The organism is Streptomyces sp. NBC_00203 (assembly GCF_045206325.1).
Taxonomy (GTDB): Bacteria; Actinomycetota; Actinomycetes; order Streptomycetales; family Streptomycetaceae; genus Streptomyces; species Streptomyces lutosisoli.
In genome coordinates, this window is the sequence record NZ_CP108126.1 from 6560534 (window position 1) to 6577815 (window position 17282).

Here is a 17282-nt window from a genome sequence, read left to right on the forward strand (position 1 = left end):
CCATGAACAAGAACATCCGCCGTTCCATCGTCATAGCCGCCGGTGTCACCGGCGCGTGGGCGCTCGGCTCCGCCGTCGCCAGCGCGGACGAGCTGCCCGCGTCGTCCCTGTCCACTTCCGACGTGAGTGTCGACGTGACCGACACCGTCGGCGCGGTCACCGACACCGTCGACGGAGTCGTCGGGAACGTGACGAACGACGTGCAGAGCACGGTCTCCGGCGTCACCGACGGCGTCACCGACGGCTCGGCCGTCGACGGCGCGACCTCGACCGTCACGGGCACCGCCGCCAACGCGCAGTCGACGGCCACCACCGTCGCGTCCACCGCCCGGAAGGCCGCGCCGGTGAAGACCGCGGCCACGAAGACCGCCGACCACGCCCGCCGCTACGTCGACGCCGAGGTCCCCTCCGTCACCCCTCTCTCGCAGGCCAAGGCCGCCGTCGCCGCGACCGCGGAGCACGGCACCGGCAAGGCCCGGGAGACCGTCGCCGACGTCAGCGCCCCGCAGGACGAGATCGACTACCTGTTCGGCCCGCTCGGGGCCTTCGCGCCGGAGCTGGAGGAGGCCCTCGCCGGGGCGCAGAGCAGGCTCGCGGCCGCCCAGCGCACCGCGGCCGCCGTGCCGTCCGCCGCGCGGACCAAGGTCCAGCAGACCGTCGCCACGGCAGGAAACACGGCGGGCGACACGGTGACCGGCGCCCGCAGGACCGTCACCGGAGCCCCCGCCCAGGTCCAGGGCGCCGTCGGCACCGCCACCGGCCTCGCGATCCCGGTCGTCGACGAGACCGCCGCCGCCGTCCTGCCGCCGGTCGCCACCACCGCCGTCCACGGCGTCACCCCGGTCGTGGACCACGCCGTCGGAAACGTGACGGCACTGGCGTACGGCGCAGTCGGTGACGTGCGGCCGTTCGCCGGAGGCCTCGTCGGGCAGGTCGCCGACGACACCGTCGCCGCCGTCCTGCCGCCCGTCGCCGCCACCGCCGTGCACGGTGTCGTCCCGGTCGCCGGGCAGGCCGTCGGGGACGCGGGCGCACTGGCGTACGGCGTGGCCGGTGACGTCCAGCCCTTCGCGGGCGGTGTCGTGGGCGACGCGGGGACGCTCGCGTACGGGGTCACGGGCCAGGTCGGCCCCTTCGCGCACGGCGTGACCGACCAGGTGCAGCCCTTCGCCGGCGGCGTGGCCGGCGCGGTGCAGCCCGTCGTGCAGACCGTGGTGGATCAGGTCCAGCCCGTCACGTACGGCGTCGGCCACAGCGCCAACAACCTGGCGTACGGCGTGGCCGGCGACGTCCAGCCGTTCGCGGGCGGAGTCGTGGGCGAGGTCGACCCGTTCGCTCACGGTGCCGTCGGCCAGGTCTCCCCGTTCACGCAGGACCTGACCGGAACCGTCGAGGCGACCGGCGGCCCCCTCGCGGGCAACGCCGGCACCGGCGTCCAGGGGGTGGCCCAGTCGGTCGCGCCGAGCTACCTGCACGGCGCCCAGTACGGCACGTACAGCATCTGACGCCCACCCCCCTGGCCGTACGACGACTTACGACGACGACCGGCGAAGCCGTCGCACGGCACACGACCGACTCCGCGGGGTCACACACCCGGACGGCCGAAACCCATCGGTCCGTCCGGCCGAGACCTCACGGAAGGGCCGGGTGGTCCCCATTGGGGTGGGGACCGCCCGCCCTGGGCCCCTTCGGGGCCGTTCGAGGGGCCTCACCAGGTCAACCCCAGCCTGGTGAGGCCCGCTCTGTGACAGGTATCACCGCTCATCTGTGAGATGCGATTTAGGGGTGCGCGGCCAGCGGCGATAACCTGCGAGACGGACATGCCGCGCGCTCGGACACCGTGTGCGCCACCCTTGTGACAGCGGACGTCACGTTGCCCTTCGCGGCACGCCCACGCATCCAACGAACCGCGAGATCACTGATAGGGACGGACGCGCGTGGACCTGTTCGAGTACCAGGCGAGGGACCTCTTCGCCAAGCACGGTGTACCGGTGCTGGCCGGTGAAGTCATTGACACGCCTGAGGCAGCCCGCGAGGCGACCGAGCGTCTTGGCGGCAAGTCCGTCGTCAAGGCCCAGGTGAAGGTCGGTGGCCGTGGAAAGGCCGGTGGCGTGAAGCTCGCCGCCACCCCGGACGAGGCCGTCGCCCGCGCGACGGACATCCTCGGCATGGACATCAAGGGCCACACGGTCAACAAGGTGATGATCGCCGAGACCGCGCCCGAGATCGTCGAGGAGTACTACGTCTCGTACCTCCTCGACCGCACCAACCGCACCTTCCTCGCCATGGCGTCCGTCCAGGGCGGCGTGGAGATCGAGGTCGTCGCGGAGGAGAACCCCGAGGCCCTCGCGAAGGTCCCGGTGGACGCCAACGAAGGCGTGAGCATCGAGAAGGCCCGTGAGATCGCCGCCCAGGCGAAGTTCCCGGCCGAGGTGGCCGAGCAGGTCGCCGAGATCCTGGTGACGCTGTGGGACACCTTCATCAAGGAGGACGCCCTCCTCGTCGAGGTCAACCCGCTGGCCAAGGTCGCCTCCGGCAAGGTCATCGCCCTTGACGGCAAGGTGTCCCTGGACGAGAACGCCGAGTTCCGTCAGCCGGACCACGAGGCGCTGGTCGACCACGCCGCCGCCAACCCGCTCGAGGCGGCGGCCAAGGCCAAGAACCTCAACTACGTCAAGCTCGACGGCGAGGTCGGCATCATCGGCAACGGCGCGGGTCTCGTCATGAGCACCCTCGACGTCGTCGCGTACGCCGGTGAGAACCACGGCGGCGTGAAGCCGGCCAACTTCCTCGACATCGGCGGCGGCGCCTCCGCCGCGGTCATGGCGAACGGCCTGGAGATCATCCTCGGCGACCCGGACGTCAAGTCCGTGTTCGTCAACGTCTTCGGTGGCATCACCGCCTGTGACGAGGTCGCCAACGGCATCGTCCAGGCGCTCCAGCTGCTCAAGGACAAGGGCGAGGAAGTCACCAAGCCGCTGGTCGTGCGTCTGGACGGCAACAACGCCGAGCTGGGTCGCAAGATCCTGTCGGACGCCAACCACCCGCTCGTGCAGCGCGTGGACACCATGGACGGCGCGGCCGACAAGGCCGCCGAGCTGGCCGCGGCCAAGTAAGGGACGAGGGAAAACCAAGCCATGGCTATCTTCCTCAACAAGGACAGCAAGGTCATCGTCCAGGGCATGACCGGTGCCACGGGCATGAAGCACACCAAGCTCATGCTGGCCGACGGCACGAACATCGTCGGTGGCGTCAACCCGCGCAAGGCGGGCACGACGGTCGACGTCGACGGCACCGAGATCGCGGTCTTCGGCACGGTCGCCGAGGCGATCGAGAAGACGGGTGCCAACGTGTCCGTCCTCTTCGTGCCGCCGGCCTTCGCCAAGGCCGCCGTCGTCGAGGCGATCGACGCGGAGATCCCCCTCGCGGTCGTCATCACCGAGGGCATCGCCGTCCACGACTCCGCCGCCTTCTGGGCGTACGCGCAGTCGAAGGGCAACAAGACCCGCATCATCGGCCCGAACTGCCCCGGTCTCATCACCCCGGGCCAGTCCAACGCCGGCATCATCCCGGGCGACATCACGAAGCCGGGCCGCATCGGCCTGGTCTCGAAGTCCGGCACGCTGACGTACCAGATGATGTACGAGCTCCGTGACATCGGCTTCTCGTCGGCCGTCGGCATCGGTGGCGACCCGGTCATCGGTACGACGCACATCGACGCGCTCGCCGCGTTCGAGGCCGACCCCGACACCGACCTGATCGTCATGATCGGTGAGATCGGCGGCGACGCCGAGGAGCGTGCGGCGGACTTCATCGCGAAGAACGTGACGAAGCCGGTCGTCGGCTACGTCGCCGGCTTCACCGCGCCCGAGGGCAAGACCATGGGCCACGCCGGCGCCATCGTCTCCGGCTCCTCCGGCACGGCCGCCGCGAAGAAGGAGGCCCTCGAGGCCGCCGGCGTCAAGGTCGGCAAGACGCCGACCGAGACGGCGAAGCTGGCGCGCGAGATCCTCGCGGGCTGAACTTCTTAGCGCGCTGTGAGCGTGCTTCAGCTGAACGCCGGTGGGCCCGCACCCCTTGTTGGGGTGCGGGCCCACCGGCGTTGGCCCACAGAAGCACCGGTACGGGCCTCAGCGGCCTCAGCAGTCTGAGCGGCGTCAGCGGCCTCAGCGGTTCTCCGGGACCAGCCTTTCCGGGCCGTTGACCGTCTCCGACTTCAGCTTCGCGTGGAGTTTCAGCTCCGCGTGGGACAAGGGGCCCGGGCCGGCCCGAGGGGGTACGCCCGCCACCGTCTCGCCCGGGGCCAGCGGCGCCTCGTAGTGGTCCGGGGCCGTCCGGAGCGTCAGCGTCGTGGCGCCGATGAGGAGGACCGTGAAGGCGATGGCCGCGCGGGTCCAGTGCCGGGCGCGACGTTCGCCGCCCCAGCGGACCGTGCGGGGCTTCGCCGCCCGCAGCCGCTCGATGCTCGCGAGTTCGGCGAGCCGCCGGTGCAGCTCCTGAGGCACCGCCAGCTCCGGCAGGCGCGCCGCGACGGCCGCACGCGCGTGCAGCAGCCGGTTGGCCGCCGCAGGCGTGCTCGCCTCCGTCTCGGCCGCGGTCTCCGGCAGATCGAGCCCGACCCCGTCGTACAGCAGCAGCGTTCGCCGGTACACGGGAGGCAGCTTCAGGAGTACGTCGAGCAGCGCGCGGTCGGAGGCGCCCGCGGGCGGCGCCTCCGGGTGCCGGTGCCGCAGGCGCATCCGGTGCCAGGGGGAGAGCGCGTACTCGTACGCCGTCGCCCGCACCCACCCGGCCGGATCCCGGTCCACGGCCACCTCGGGCCAGCGGTGCCAGGCCAGTTGAAAGGCCTTCTCCACGGACTCCCGTGCCAGCTCACGCCGCCCGGTGAGCAGATACGTCTGCCGTACGAGGGCGGGGGCGCAGAACGCGTACAGGGCGTCGAAGGCCTGAGTGGGCGTCAGCGAAGGCACCGGGAGCGCGGATTCCACGTCCTCGGGCGGCTGCTCCTCGGCGCGATGGGCGCCATCGGCGCGTTCGGCGTGATCGGTGCGCTCGGGGTGATCGGCGTGAGGTGTCGCGCCGGCGCCCACCAGCGCGGGAACGGCCTGCTCGTGACGAACGGTCACCTCGGCACCCGTGCGCGCGGGCTCGGTCAGCAGCTTTGCGTACGCTTCCCGTGTGCTGCCGCGCGGTGTCGTACGGCCGGTCTCCCACGAACGCACCGTCTCGCGGGTGACGCCCACCCGGGCGGCGACGTCGGCCTGGGTCAGCGACTTGGCCTCGCGCAGACGACGGCGCTCATGGGGGGCCGGCATCGGGGTAGCGGGGCTCCGCGTCATGTCGCACCCCACAGGGCGCCCCCTCGTACGAAAAAGTACATAGCTGCATATTGAGCGACACATCCGTAGTTCGCCTGTTACGACGAGAAAGCGCGTGTCGTTGGGAGCATGACGGTCGTGACCCAAATGACCGACCGCAGGCTGTCGTTGTCGCCCCTGCTCACCCGGATGCGCGACCGATCCCCCGGACTGGCCGCCAGCTTCCTGGGTGGCGCCCTCGCGGCGGGGCTCGGACTCGGCTCGTTCGCCGTCCTCGTCATGGTGCTGTGGATCAGCTCGCCGTACCCGGACAGCGGACCGGGCGGAGCGCTGCACGTGGCCGCGGCCCTCTGGCTCCTCGCCCACGGGGTGGAGCTGATCCGCACCGATACGTTGTCGGGCCTGCCCATGCCGGTGGGCGTGACGCCGCTGCTCCTGCTCGTGCTCCCGGTGTGGCTGCTGCACCGGGCGGCGCGCGACGCGGCCGACGCCGAATCCGAGGCGCCGCCGCGCACCGCGTGGGCCGGGGCCGTCGCGGGCTATCTGTCCGTCGGAGCGGCCGCCGCGCTGTACGCCTCGGGCGGCGCGCTGCGCCCCTCCTGGGTGTGGACCGCCGTATGCCTGCCGCTGCTTGCCGCGGGCGCGGCCGGGGCGGGGGTGTGGACGGCGTACGGGCGTCCGCGGGGGCCGATGCCGGCGTGGGTCGGGCGGTTCGCCGAGGCCCCGCCGCTGCGTCTGCTCTCCGGCGTACGTCGTTTCGTTGCCGGGGCAGACGCCCGGCTCCTCGGGGGTGCGGTGCGGGCCGCCGGGGCCGGGGCGGCGGCGCTGGTCGGGGGAGGGGCCTTGCTGGTGGCCGTGTCGTTGGTGTGGCACGGGGGGACGGCTCGCGACTCGTTCCTCCAGCTCACCGAGGTGTGGTCGGGGCGATTCGCCGTCCTGCTGCTCTGCCTGGCCCTGGTGCCGAACGCGGCGGTGTGGGGGGCGGCGTACGGGCTCGGGCCCGGGGTCGTGCTGGGTGCGGGGCATGTCGCGGGGCCACTGTCGGCGTCCGCGCCGGGGCCGCTGCTGCCCGCGTTTCCGCTGCTGGCGGCGGTGCCGGGGGTGCCGTTGAGTTGGGCGAGCGGGGTGGTGCCGGTGGCCGCGGGGGTGACGGTGGCGTGGTTCGCGGCGGCTGCGGCCGTGCCCGGGGGTGGGGCCGCGGGACGGGACGCGGCTTGGTCCCGGCGGCGGACGGTTGCCGCGGTCGCGCTGGCCGCCGGGTTGTGCGGCGTCGCGCTCGCGCTGCTCGCCGCGTGGGCCGGGGGGCCGTTGGGGGTGGCTGCGCTGGCTCATTTCGGGCCGGTGTGGTGGCAGGTGGGGGCTGCGACGGTGGTGTGGACGGGGGTGGTGGGGGTTCCTGTGGCGGTGGGGGTGCGGGGGTGGAGGCTTCGGGAAGCTTGGGGCGGAGGGGTGCGGGGTCCTTTGGCGCGGCCCTCGCGGGGGGCCGGTCTGCCGTCAACGCCGCCGCCGGTTGCCGCGCAGCCTCTTGCCGAGGGGCCGGACCCCCTGCTTGACCCCTTCGAACCGTACGAATTCCTCCCCGCCGACCCCACGGTTTCCCCCTGGCGTGAGGACGCCTCCCGCGAGGCCCGCTGGGCGGCCCTGAAGGAGGCCTCCACTCCTCCGCAGCCAACGGATCCGACCTGAGGTGGTCCTGGGTGAGTTCCTCGCCCCCGCCGCCCCTACCCGTCCCATCCCTGGGGGCTGCGCCCCCAGACCCCCGCTAAAGGATTGCGCAGTTCCCCGCGCCCCTAAAAGGGGCGCGGGGAACTGCGCAATCTTTTGGGCCAGCCCCCAACCGCCCGCAGCCGAACGAACCAGGGCGGGCCGGGGGCGATGGGGCGCAGCCCCGAGCCGTTAGGGGCGCGGGGAACTGCGCGACCAGCCCCCACTCACCCGCAGCCAAAGAACGCACCTACGGGGTCTGGGGCGGAGCCCCAGGAACGGGATCAGCCCTGCGTCCCCAGCAAGCCGCGCAGCTCCTTCGGCAGGAGGTCGTTGCAGGACTGCTTCGCCGCGTTCGTGAGAGCGTCATTCGTACAGGAGTAGTAGTCGCTGTAGACGAGGTGCGCGGTGAAGGTCGCCGCGACCATGACGATGGCGAGCGACGCGGTGACAAGCCCGCTCACCGCGGCGGTCGTCTGGGGACGCACATTCGGATCGGGCGCCGGGGCGTCCGGGTCCGGAGTACGGGGCTTGGCCCGGAGCGCACTGCCGCCCCAGTACAGAGCGAGCGCACCGAGCAGCAACGCCACATACGGCCAGTTGAAGAGGGCGAAGAAGAACGCCCACATGCCGGAAAGCAGGGCATAGCGCGCACGTCGCTGCGCCGGGTCCGTCGGGTCCCAGCGCATCCCGGTCCCCGGCCCGCCCGGACCACCGCCGGACCCTTCCGGACCACCCGGACCGCTCGGACCCTGCGGAGCCCCCGGCCGGTCACCGAAACGGCCGCCGGTCGAAGGCCCGGGCTGCCGGTCGCTCCACTGGCTGCCCCACGGGGACTGCCCGTTCTGGCCGGCCCCGCCGTTCTCGTCCGCACCCTGCCCGCTCGCGGGCCGTCTCGGCTGCCACGGCCGGTCGGGAGTCCCCTCGGGCGGCGGCGCGAACGGATTGTCGTCCGAGTCGGGAGCGTCGGGGCCCGTCCCGCCCGAGGAACCGTTTCCACCCGCCGAGCCGTTTCCGCCCACGGGGCCACGTCCGCCTGCGGAGCCGTTCCCGCCCGCCGGCACGTCCCCGCTCGACCGCGGCGGGGTAGGCGAAGGGCGCTGCTCGCGCAGCAGGAGCGGAGGGAGTCGGAGACTGCGGTCCGGCATCAGGTGTGCGTCTTCCCCTTGGTGGTTCTGGCGGGCGGCGTGTCCACACAGCATCGTGCTCGCGACGCGCGCCCCGAGCTTCTGCACTCCGGGCTCACACCCTGAGCGTCATACCCAGGGCTCGCACCCCGGGCAACGTGCCCCGGAATCGCGCCCCGGGGATTCCTGCCCAGGGCTCGCGCCCCAGGTATTCCTTCCCAGGGCCCGCGCCCCGAGCGTGCGTACCCGTCCAGGGTCAACGTCCCGCGCACGCAGGGCGTTCCCCGTGCTGGACGGTGTTCCCGGGTGGATCCTCCCCAGACGCTACCTTCCGGCCACGCCCCCGTCCCGTGGGGGCCGCCCGGTGTGCCGGTATCGTTGCTGACGGTCGGCCGGTTCGTAGACTTCCCCGTATCCCGGGGCGCGAAGCATTCGTACGACCGTACAAACGCTCCCCCGAGAAAGGGCCCCGCCGTGGCCAAGACCAAGCGCCTCGTCGTGCTGGTCTCCGGATCAGGTACGAATCTGCAGGCATTGCTCGATGCCATCGCGGAGGACGGACCCGAGGGCTACGGGGCCGAGATCGTGGCCGTGGGCGCCGATCGCGAAGGCATCGAAGGGCTCGCGCGTGCCGAGCGGGCCGGGCTCGCCACCTTCGTGCGACGCGTCAAGGACTACGACAGCAGGGACGAGTGGGACCGCGCGCTCACCGAGGCCGTCGCCGCCCACGAGCCCGATCTCGTCGTCTCCGCCGGGTTCATGAAGATCGTGGGGAAGGAATTCCTCGCCAGGTTCGGGGGGCGGTTCGTCAACACGCATCCCGCCCTGTTGCCCAGTTTCCCGGGGGCCCACGGCGTACGCGACGCGCTCGCGTACGGCGCGCGGGTCACCGGATGCACCGTCCACTTCGTCGACGACGGCGTCGACACCGGACCGATCATCGCTCAGGGCGTGGTGGAGATCCGGGACGAGGACGACGAGAGCGCTCTGCACGAGCGCATCAAGGAAGTCGAGCGAAGGCTGCTCGTCGATGTCGTGGGGCGGCTCGCCCGCAACGGCTATCGCATTGAGGGACGAAAGGTAGTTATCCAGTGACCGCCGACATCACTGTCACGGCCGAGAGCAACCAGCGGGCCATTCGTCGCGCGCTCGTCAGCGTCTACGACAAGACCGGGCTGGAGGACCTGGCTCGCGGGCTGCACGAAGCCGGTGTCGAGCTCGTCTCCACCGGGTCCACCGCCGCGAAGATCGCCGCGACCGGCGTCCCCGTCACCAAGGTCGAGGAGCTGACCGGCTTCCCCGAGTGCCTGGACGGCCGCGTCAAGACCCTGCACCCGAAGGTCCACGCGGGCATCCTCGCCGACCTGCGGCTCGACAGCCACCGTCAGCAGCTCGCCGAGCTCGGCGTCGAGCCGTTCGACCTCGTCGTCGTCAACCTCTACCCGTTCCGCGAGACCGTCGCCTCGGGCGCGTCGCCCGACGAGTGCGTCGAGCAGATCGACATCGGCGGTCCTTCGATGGTCCGTGCCGCCGCCAAGAACCACCCGTCCGTGGCCGTCGTCACCAGCCCGGCGCGGTACGGCGGCGTCCTCGCCGCCGTCAGGACCGGCGGCTTCGACCTGCGCACCCGCAAGCGGCTGGCCGCCGAGGCCTTCCAGCACACCGCCGCGTACGACGTGGCCGTCGCCTCCTGGTTCGCGGACGACTACGCGGCCGCCGACGAGAGTGGTTTCCCCGACTTCCTCGGCCACACCTACGAGCGCAAGAACACCCTGCGCTACGGCGAGAACCCGCACCAGGGCGCCGCGCTCTACGTCGACGGCACGGGCGGCCTGGCCGAGGCCGAGCAGCTGCACGGCAAGGAGATGTCGTACAACAACTACACGGACACGGACGCCGCGCGCCGTGCCGCGTACGACCACGAGGACCCCTGCGTCGCGATCATCAAGCACGCCAACCCGTGCGGGATCGCGGTCGCGTCGAACGTCGCCGAGGCGCACCGCAAGGCGCACGCCTGTGACCCGCTGTCCGCGTTCGGGGGTGTCATCGCCGTCAACCGGCCGGTGACGAGGGAGATGGCGGAGCAGGTCTCCGAGATCTTCACCGAGGTCATCGTCGCGCCCGAGTACGAGGACGGCGCCCTCGAAGCCCTCACCAAGAAGAAGAACATCCGCGTGCTGCGCGCCCACAAGGCGCCCGCGAACCCGGTCGAGGTCAAGCAGATCGACGGCGGCGCGCTGCTCCAGGTCACCGACCGCCTCCAGGCCGACGGCGACAACCCGCAGAGCTGGACCCTCGCGACCGGCGAAGCCCTGAACGAGGGCGAGCTCGACGAGCTGGCCTTCGCCTGGCGGGCCTGCCGTGCCGTCAAGTCCAACGCGATTCTCCTCGCCAAGGACGGCGCCTCGGTCGGCGTCGGCATGGGCCAGGTCAACCGCGTCGACTCCGCGAAGCTCGCGGTCGAGCGGGCGGGCGCCGAGCGTGCCCGTGACTCCTACGCCGCCTCGGACGCGTTCTTCCCGTTCCCCGACGGCTTCGAGATTCTCGCCGAGGCGGGCGTCAAGGCCGTGGTCCAGCCCGGCGGTTCGGTCCGTGACGAGCTGGTCGTGGAGGCCGCGAAGAAGGCGGGCGTCACGATGTACTTCACGGGCACCCGCCACTTCTTCCACTGACCCACCCGCTAGATGTCGCGCACGTGACGCACCAGGGCCGTGCCCCCTCGTACAGGGGGCACGGCCCTGGGTGTGAACGGAGCGGTCGGCGCGGTGTGTTCAGTAGCGCGGGCGCGCGAACCAGGCGGTGCCGCTGGAGACGACCGGCGCAGCCGTGATGACGGTGGCGAAGACGACCCAGATCAGCGGCAGGATGACTGCGGACGCGAGTCCGGAGTCCAGGCCGGCGAAGAGCGCGATCAGGCCGACGATGCCGCCGAGCGCACCGTAGACGACGGTGGTGATGCGGACGCCCTGACCGCCCTTGCTGAACTTCACGCCGAGCGTGATGGAGAGGGTCGCGAGGCCGGCGGCGAGCAGAGCGATCACGACGAAGACCCCGGCGGCCATGTGACCGCCGTTGCCCACGTTGGTGAACCCGTAGTCGTCCGCGCTGTCCGACACGTCGTTCGCGAAGGCGGCGAGGTAGAACCAGAACAGCGCTGCGATGATCTGCGGCACCGAGATGATGAAGAGGAAGACGCGGGCCGTCATCAGAAGTCCCGGCATCGACTGCTGAAGCATCTGGTTGCCGCCGGGGTAGCCGGGGTACGCCGACTGCTGTGCATAGCCGTAGCCCTGCGGGGGTACGCCGGGCGGAGCGGCGGGGTAGCCGTAACCGGGAGCGGCCGGCGGAGCGGCGGGGGGCTGCTGGGGCGGCTGCCCGTAAGGGTTGTTCGGGTCGCCGAAACTCATGGCGGGTTTTCCTCCGTTGCCTGGTGCGGGGACGACGCGGCACGGTTCGGAGGAATTTCTACAGAGCGGTCCGTCCCCCCGGTACTGCCCGCGGCACTGTCTGCTCATCGTTCTTTAGCCGACTCTTACTTGTCCAGCCGCATTCCTTATGTGTTGTGCAAGTGCAACATCACTGATCATGGCCGGATACGGGTTGGGGGGCCTGATTGGAACCAGGGCCGGGTCATCCGGGAGGATGGGGCCATGACCGCCCAGATTCTCGATGGCAAGGCCACCGCAGCCGCGATCAAGTCCGATCTGACCGCCCGCGTGGCGGCCCTGAAGGAGAAGGGCGTCACGCCCGGCCTGGGGACCGTCCTGGTCGGTGACGACCCCGGCAGCCAGAAGTACGTCGCCGGCAAGCACCGCGACTGCGCTCAGGTCGGTATCGCCTCCATCCAGCGTGAACTGCCCGCGACCGCCACGCAGGAGGAGATCGAGGCGGTGGTCCGCGAGCTGAACGAGGACCCCGCCTGCACCGGCTACATCGTCCAGCTGCCGCTCCCCAAGGGCATCGACGAGAACCGCATCCTGGAGCTGATGGACCCGGACAAGGACGCGGACGGACTGCACCCGATGAACCTCGGCCGTCTCGTGCTGAACGAGCCGGCCCCGCTGCCCTGCACGCCCAACGGTGTCCTCACCCTCCTGCGTCGCTACGGCGTGGAGATCAAGGGCGCCGAGGTCGTGGTCGTCGGCCGTGGCGTGACCATCGGGCGCCCGATGCCGCTGCTGCTCACCCGGCGCAGCGAGAACGCCACGGTGACCCAGTGCCACACCGGCACCCGTGACCTCTCCGCCCACCTCAAGCGCGCCGACATCATCGTGGCCGCGGCGGGCTCCGCGCACCTCATCCGCGCCGAGGACGTGAAGCCGGGCGCCGCCGTCCTCGACGTCGGTGTCTCGCGCAGCGCCGAGGGCAAGATCGTCGGTGACGTCCACCCGGACGTCGCCGAGGTCGCCGCGTGGATCTCCCCGAACCCCGGCGGTGTCGGCCCGATGACCCGCGCCCAGCTGCTCGTCAACGTGGTGGAAGCGGCGGAGCGCAGTGTCGGCTGAGGGCGGCTCCAAGAATGGTGAGACGCGGGACGCCGAGGCGACCCTGCGGGATGCCGAGTCGGCCGTACGGGACTCCGTGAGCGCGTCCGGCGACGAGCCCACCGCGCTGGACGCCGTCAGCGCGCCCGACGCCGAGGGGAAGCCGCGGCGCACCACGCGACGCTTCCCGCTGTTCACCAGGGACACGGCGCGGCCCGAGGGCGGCGGCCGGGCGGCGCCCGGGGACGCCCCGGCGCCCGCGCGCCAGTGGCCCATCCTCACCGTGCTGTCGGCCGTCGGGCTCGGTCTGCTGCTGACCGCGCTCGATGTGTTCCGGGTCGGCACGATCCTGATCGGCGCCGCGCTGCTGGCCGGCGCCGTGATGCGCTGGATACTGCCCGACGTGGGCATGCTGGCGGTCCGCTCCCGCTTCACCGACATGCTCACGTACGGCGTGCTGGGCGTGGCCATCGTGCTGCTCGCGTTGATGGCGCAGCCCAATCCGTTGCTGGAGATCCCGTTCCTGGACGACACGCTGCACTTCACGGTGCGCTGAGCGCTAGAGCGCTAGAGCCCTGAGCGGCGCGCGCCGCGCGCTGCGGGCTGCGCCTTGGGCCGGACATGGATGCGGCCCGTCCCCTCCCCCGAGTAAGGACGGGCCGCGATCGGGCGGGTGTTCCGCCCAGGGCCAACACTTGTGCACGGGAACAGGCTGTTCAATATCTGTCAGTTCGCTGTGGCACGGAAGTGACCATTCCGCTACGGAGTCCGCGCCGTGCGACGGGAACCGGGTGCGTGCCGACCCTGACCCAGTCCATCGCCCCTGGGGAACCGTCCATGCCTCGGTGTCGTCCCTCCGCTGAGAGAACGCCGAGGGAGGTCATCGATGAGTGCGTGGCAGCCGCTGCCGGAGCAACTTCCGACGGAGGTACGCCACTTCGTCGAGCAGTTGCGGCGGCTCAAGGACAGCACCGGCCTCAGCCTGGTCGCCCTCGGCGCGCGCACCGCGTACAGCAAGTCCTCCTGGCAGCGCTACCTCAACGCGACCCAGCCGCCGCCCCGGCAGGCGGTCGTCGCGCTCTGCCGGGTCGCGGGTCTCGGGGGCGCGGACACCGAACGGTTCGGCGTGCGCTGGGAGTTGGCGGTGCGGGTGTGGCCGCGGGTGCCGGTGAGCGTGGGCCCGTCCGGCGACCTGTCCGGCGACTCGTCCGGCGACCCGTCCGCCGATGCGCCGGTCGACCCGCCTGTCGACCCTTCGGTCGGTTCCTCCGCCCGTCCTTCTGCCCTTCCCTCCGCCCGTCCTTCCTTCGGTGAGCCCATCCCTGATATGTACGAGGACGACCCCACGCTTCCTTGGTGGGACGTGCCCGAGGTTCCGGAGCCCAAGCCCGCCACGGGGCGTCTGCTTCTCTACGCCGCTCTGTTCCTGCTCGCTCTTCTCCTCGTCGCCCTCGCCGGGGCCGTCACCCTCGGGTGAGCTGATCACTCCCGTGGTTCCTGAGGACGTTCGTGTGTTCCCGTTGTGTCGATGTCTTGACAAGTTCAAGGATTTGCACTGATCCATCACAACAGCCGGGATAACGTGGTCAATCGGGACGGTCCGGTACGTCCCGTGCGGAGGTCAGAGGTTCGACCGGTCGTACACGATGCCGGTGGGACACTGGACCGCAGTCCAGCGGGCGTGCAACGGTGCATGCCCCGGCCCGAATGCTCCCGTGCGCCCCCATCCCGGGAACTGAGATCCTGGCCGAGTGCATCCCTGTGGGTAGCCAGAACGGGGACTCGGCGGAGGGGCGCCACGCGCGGGGAGAACAGTCAGGCACGTACGGGGGGAATGCAATGAGGGGGGAGAAGCAATGCCTCGTTGGAGGGCCTTGCCGGATGAACTCGATCCGCAGGTCAGGGAGTTCGCCAGTCAGCTGCGCCGACTCGTCGACCGGAGCGGGCTGAGCATCGCCGCCGTGGCCGACCGCACGGGCTACAGCAAGACGTCCTGGGAGCGTTACCTCAACGGTCGGCTGCTCGCGCCCAAGGGTGCGATCGTCGCCCTGGCCGAGGTGACCGGGACCAATCCCATCCATCTGACGACCATGTGGGAGCTGGCCGAGCGTGCCTGGAGCCGCTCGGAGATGCGCCACGACATGACCATGGAAGCGATCCGGATCTCCCAGGCGCGCGCCGCCCTCGGGGAGTTCGGGCCGACTCCGGCGAAGGGGAGCAACGGGCAGCAGGCCGCCCGCAAGAGCGGCAGTGCGACCGCGATGCCCGGGGTCGCCGGGCCCGCCGGAGTGGCCCCGACGTTCCCGCCGTCGGCGCCGTCCGTGCCGGCGCAGCCGTCCGGGCCCGACGCGGGGGAGTCGTCGTCATACGGGGCTTCGTCGTACGGGGGTGGCTCGCGCGGCGGTTCCGGTGCCGGCTCCGGCTCCGGTTACGGCGGGTCCTCGTCCGGTGGCTCCTCGTCCGGTGGGTCTTCGTCCGGTGGGGCCGGGCGGAGCGGCAGTTGGGGGGCCGTCGCCACGCCGTCCGACGGGGCCGGGCAGTTCGGTCCTGCGGCGCCGGTCGGGCCGGTTCGGCCGGCGGGGGGTCCGCCGCAGGACGCCCGGCCGGGTGGTGCGGGGAGCGGGGGCGGGGCGCGTCGGGGGCGGCGACTCACGATGTTCCTCGCCGGGATCGTCGGGGCGCTCGTGGTGATAGCCGTGGCCGTCTACCTCACCAGCGGCGGCGACAAGAAGAACGCGACCCACACGCCCACGACGCCCACGACCTCCGCCAGCACCAACCCCGACCTGCCGGCCGGGGTGAAGTGCAGCGGCGCGGACTGCACGGGCAAGGACCCGGAGAACATGGGCTGCGGTGGGGAGTTGGCCAAGACCACCACCAGCGTCACCGTCGGTACGACCCTCGTGGAAGTGCGCTACAGCAAGACCTGCGGTGCCGCCTGGGCCCGCATCACCCAGGCCGCGCCCGGCGACCGGGTCGAGGTGTCCTCCGGCACCGCCGCCAAGCAGACCGGGGCGGTCGACACGGACACCGACGCGTACACCCCCATGGTCGCGGTCAAGGACGCCGGCGACGCAACGGCGTGCGCGACGCTGAAGTCGGGCCAGAAGGGCTGCACGAAGTAGTGGTTGGCGGGGCACGCGTTCAAAGATTGCGCAGTTCCCCGCGCCCCTGAGGGCGCGGGGCTGCGCCCCGCGATTCCCCGACCACCCCGGTTCGTTCGGCTGCGGGCCGGTGGGGCCTGGTCGCGCAGTTCCCCGCGCCCCTAACGGCTCGCCCCCGCTCTTTTAGGGGCGCGGGGAACTGCGCGACCAGCCCCCACCCACCCGCAGCCGACTGTTGAGGGGCGCGGGGAACTGCGCAATCTTTTAGGGGGGTCTGGGGGCGCAGCCCCCAGGAAGGGATGGGTCGGGTAGGGGCGGCGGGGGCGAAAAAGGTCCTCCCGGGGGGTTCTGTGGGGTGGGCCACACGGACCCGGACGCCGGGGGTCCCGGATGCGCGATAGCCTGACGGCGGATCTCTCTTGACGCCGAGAGATCGATCATCGGTACCTTTGATCGATCATTGCGGCGGCCGCAGGGGAAGATCCTGCACCCGGGGCAGGGACGCCCCACCGCCAGCTGTCATACGGAGAACGCCATGACCCGCACTCCCGTGAACGTCACCGTCACCGGCGCGGCCGGCCAGATCGGTTACGCCCTGCTCTTCCGCATCGCCTCCGGCCAGCTGCTCGGCGCGGACGTGCCGGTCAAGCTGCGCCTCCTGGAGATCACGCCGGCGCTGAAGGCCGCCGAGGGCACCGCGATGGAGCTCGACGACTGCGCCTTCCCGCTCCTCGCGGGCATCGACATCACGGACGACCCGAACGTCGCCTTCGACGGCACGAACGTCGGCCTCCTCGTCGGCGCCCGCCCCCGTACCAAGGGCATGGAGCGCGGCGACCTGCTGTCCGCCAACGGCGGCATCTTCAAGCCGCAGGGCAAGGCCATCAACGACAACGCCGCGGACGACGTCAAGATCCTCGTCGTCGGCAACCCGGCCAACACCAACGCGCTGATCGCCCAGGCCGCCGCCCCGGACGTACCGGCCGAGCGCTTCACCGCCATGACCCGCCTCGACCACAACCGCGCGCTGACCCAGCTCGCGAAGAAGACGGGCACCACGGTCGCCGACATCCAGCGCCTGACGATCTGGGGCAACCACTCGGCCACCCAGTACCCGGACATCTTCCACGCCACGGTCGCCGGCAAGAACGCCGCCGAGACCGTGAACGACGAGAAGTGGCTGGCCGAGGACTTCATCCCGACCGTCGCCAAGCGCGGCGCCGCGATCATCGAGGCCCGTGGCGCGTCCTCCGCCGCGTCGGCCGCCAACGCCGCCATCGACCACGTCTACACCTGGGTCAACGGCACCGCCGAGGGTGACTGGACCTCCATGGGTATCCCGTCGGACGGTTCGTACGGCGTTCCGGAGGGGCTCATCTCCTCGTTCCCCGTCACCACGAAGGACGGCCAGTACGAGATCGTCCAGGGCCTGGACATCAACGAGTTCTCCCGCACCCGCATCGACGCGTCGGTGAAGGAGCTCGAGGAGGAGCGCGAGGCGGTCCGCAGCCTCGGCCTCATCTGAGCCAACTCATGACCTGAGCC

General features: G+C 71.5%; 14 protein-coding genes. 11 read left to right on the forward strand and 3 right to left on the reverse strand.

Annotated features, from left to right (window positions below; all coding sequences use genetic code 11):
- Nucleotides 1–2: 2 nt before the first annotated feature.
- From OG975_RS29455 to sucD, 3 genes are all read left to right on the forward strand, one after another.
- On the forward strand, nt 3–1505 hold the full coding sequence (locus OG975_RS29455) for a hypothetical protein (RefSeq protein ID WP_406332388.1): 1503 nt from the start codon (nt 3–5) through the stop codon (nt 1503–1505).
- Nucleotides 1506–1937: 432 nt separating this feature from the next.
- Nucleotides 1938–3116, forward strand: a complete 1179-nt coding sequence (gene sucC, locus OG975_RS29460; RefSeq protein WP_406332389.1) for an ADP-forming succinate--CoA ligase subunit beta — start codon at nt 1938–1940, stop codon at nt 3114–3116.
- A 21-nt stretch (nt 3117–3137) separates the two neighbouring features.
- Nucleotides 3138–4022, forward strand: a complete 885-nt coding sequence (gene sucD / locus OG975_RS29465; protein ID WP_406332390.1) for a succinate--CoA ligase subunit alpha — start codon at nt 3138–3140, stop codon at nt 4020–4022.
- 144 nt (nt 4023–4166) lie between these two features.
- Here the strand turns inward: sucD and OG975_RS29470 are convergent, their stop codons facing one another.
- Complete coding sequence (locus tag OG975_RS29470) at nt 4167–5339, reverse strand: helix-turn-helix domain-containing protein (protein ID WP_406332391.1); 1173 nt, start codon at nt 5337–5339, stop codon at nt 4167–4169.
- A gap of 108 nt (nt 5340–5447) precedes the next feature.
- On the opposite strand from OG975_RS29470, the gene OG975_RS29475 reads away from it, so the two are divergent.
- Nucleotides 5448–7004 carry a DUF6350 family protein gene (locus OG975_RS29475; RefSeq protein ID WP_406332392.1) on the forward strand — a complete coding sequence of 519 codons (1557 nt, stop codon included), beginning with the start codon at nt 5448–5450 and terminating at the stop codon, nt 7002–7004.
- A 302-nt stretch (nt 7005–7306) separates the two neighbouring features.
- Here the strand turns inward: OG975_RS29475 and OG975_RS29480 are convergent, their stop codons facing one another.
- A complete protein-coding gene (locus tag OG975_RS29480; protein ID WP_406332393.1) occupies nt 7307–8170 on the reverse strand; it encodes a hypothetical protein in 864 nt (287 codons plus the stop codon).
- Nucleotides 8171–8623: 453 nt separating this feature from the next.
- Here OG975_RS29480 and purN point away from each other — a divergent pair, with 453 nt between their 5' ends.
- Together purN and purH are read left to right on the forward strand one after the other, a co-directional pair.
- Complete coding sequence (purN, locus tag OG975_RS29485; protein WP_406332394.1) at nt 8624–9244, forward strand: phosphoribosylglycinamide formyltransferase; 621 nt, start codon at nt 8624–8626, stop codon at nt 9242–9244.
- Complete coding sequence (gene purH / locus OG975_RS29490; protein WP_406332395.1) at nt 9241–10821, forward strand: bifunctional phosphoribosylaminoimidazolecarboxamide formyltransferase/IMP cyclohydrolase; 1581 nt, start codon at nt 9241–9243, stop codon at nt 10819–10821. Before purN ends, purH begins: the two co-directional genes overlap by 4 nt.
- 99 nt (nt 10822–10920) lie before the next feature.
- Here the strand turns inward: purH and OG975_RS29495 are convergent, their stop codons facing one another.
- Nucleotides 10921–11556: a hypothetical protein gene (locus OG975_RS29495; protein ID WP_406332396.1), complete on the reverse strand. Its 636-nt coding sequence runs from the start codon at nt 11554–11556 to the stop codon at nt 10921–10923.
- Between the two features lie 243 nt (nt 11557–11799).
- On the opposite strand from OG975_RS29495, the gene OG975_RS29500 reads away from it, so the two are divergent.
- The 5 genes from OG975_RS29500 (at nt 11800) to OG975_RS29520 (ending at nt 17262) form a co-directional block, all read left to right on the forward strand.
- The gene (locus OG975_RS29500) at nt 11800–12654 is read left to right on the forward strand and encodes a bifunctional methylenetetrahydrofolate dehydrogenase/methenyltetrahydrofolate cyclohydrolase (RefSeq protein WP_327431119.1); all 855 of its coding nucleotides are present in this window, start codon (nt 11800–11802) and stop codon (nt 12652–12654) included.
- 76 nt (nt 12655–12730) lie between these two features.
- On the forward strand, nt 12731–13189 hold the full coding sequence (locus OG975_RS29505; protein ID WP_406336517.1) for a DUF3017 domain-containing protein: 459 nt from the start codon (nt 12731–12733) through the stop codon (nt 13187–13189).
- A 330-nt stretch (nt 13190–13519) separates the two neighbouring features.
- Nucleotides 13520–14110, forward strand: a complete 591-nt coding sequence (locus OG975_RS29510; protein ID WP_406332397.1) for a helix-turn-helix domain-containing protein — start codon at nt 13520–13522, stop codon at nt 14108–14110.
- 379 nt (nt 14111–14489) lie between these two features.
- Nucleotides 14490–15758: a DUF2690 domain-containing protein gene (locus OG975_RS29515; RefSeq protein ID WP_406332398.1), complete on the forward strand. Its 1269-nt coding sequence runs from the start codon at nt 14490–14492 to the stop codon at nt 15756–15758.
- A gap of 514 nt (nt 15759–16272) precedes the next feature.
- Nucleotides 16273–17262, forward strand: a complete 990-nt coding sequence (locus OG975_RS29520; RefSeq protein ID WP_330306816.1) for a malate dehydrogenase — start codon at nt 16273–16275, stop codon at nt 17260–17262.
- The last annotated feature ends 20 nt before the right edge of the window (nt 17263–17282 follow it).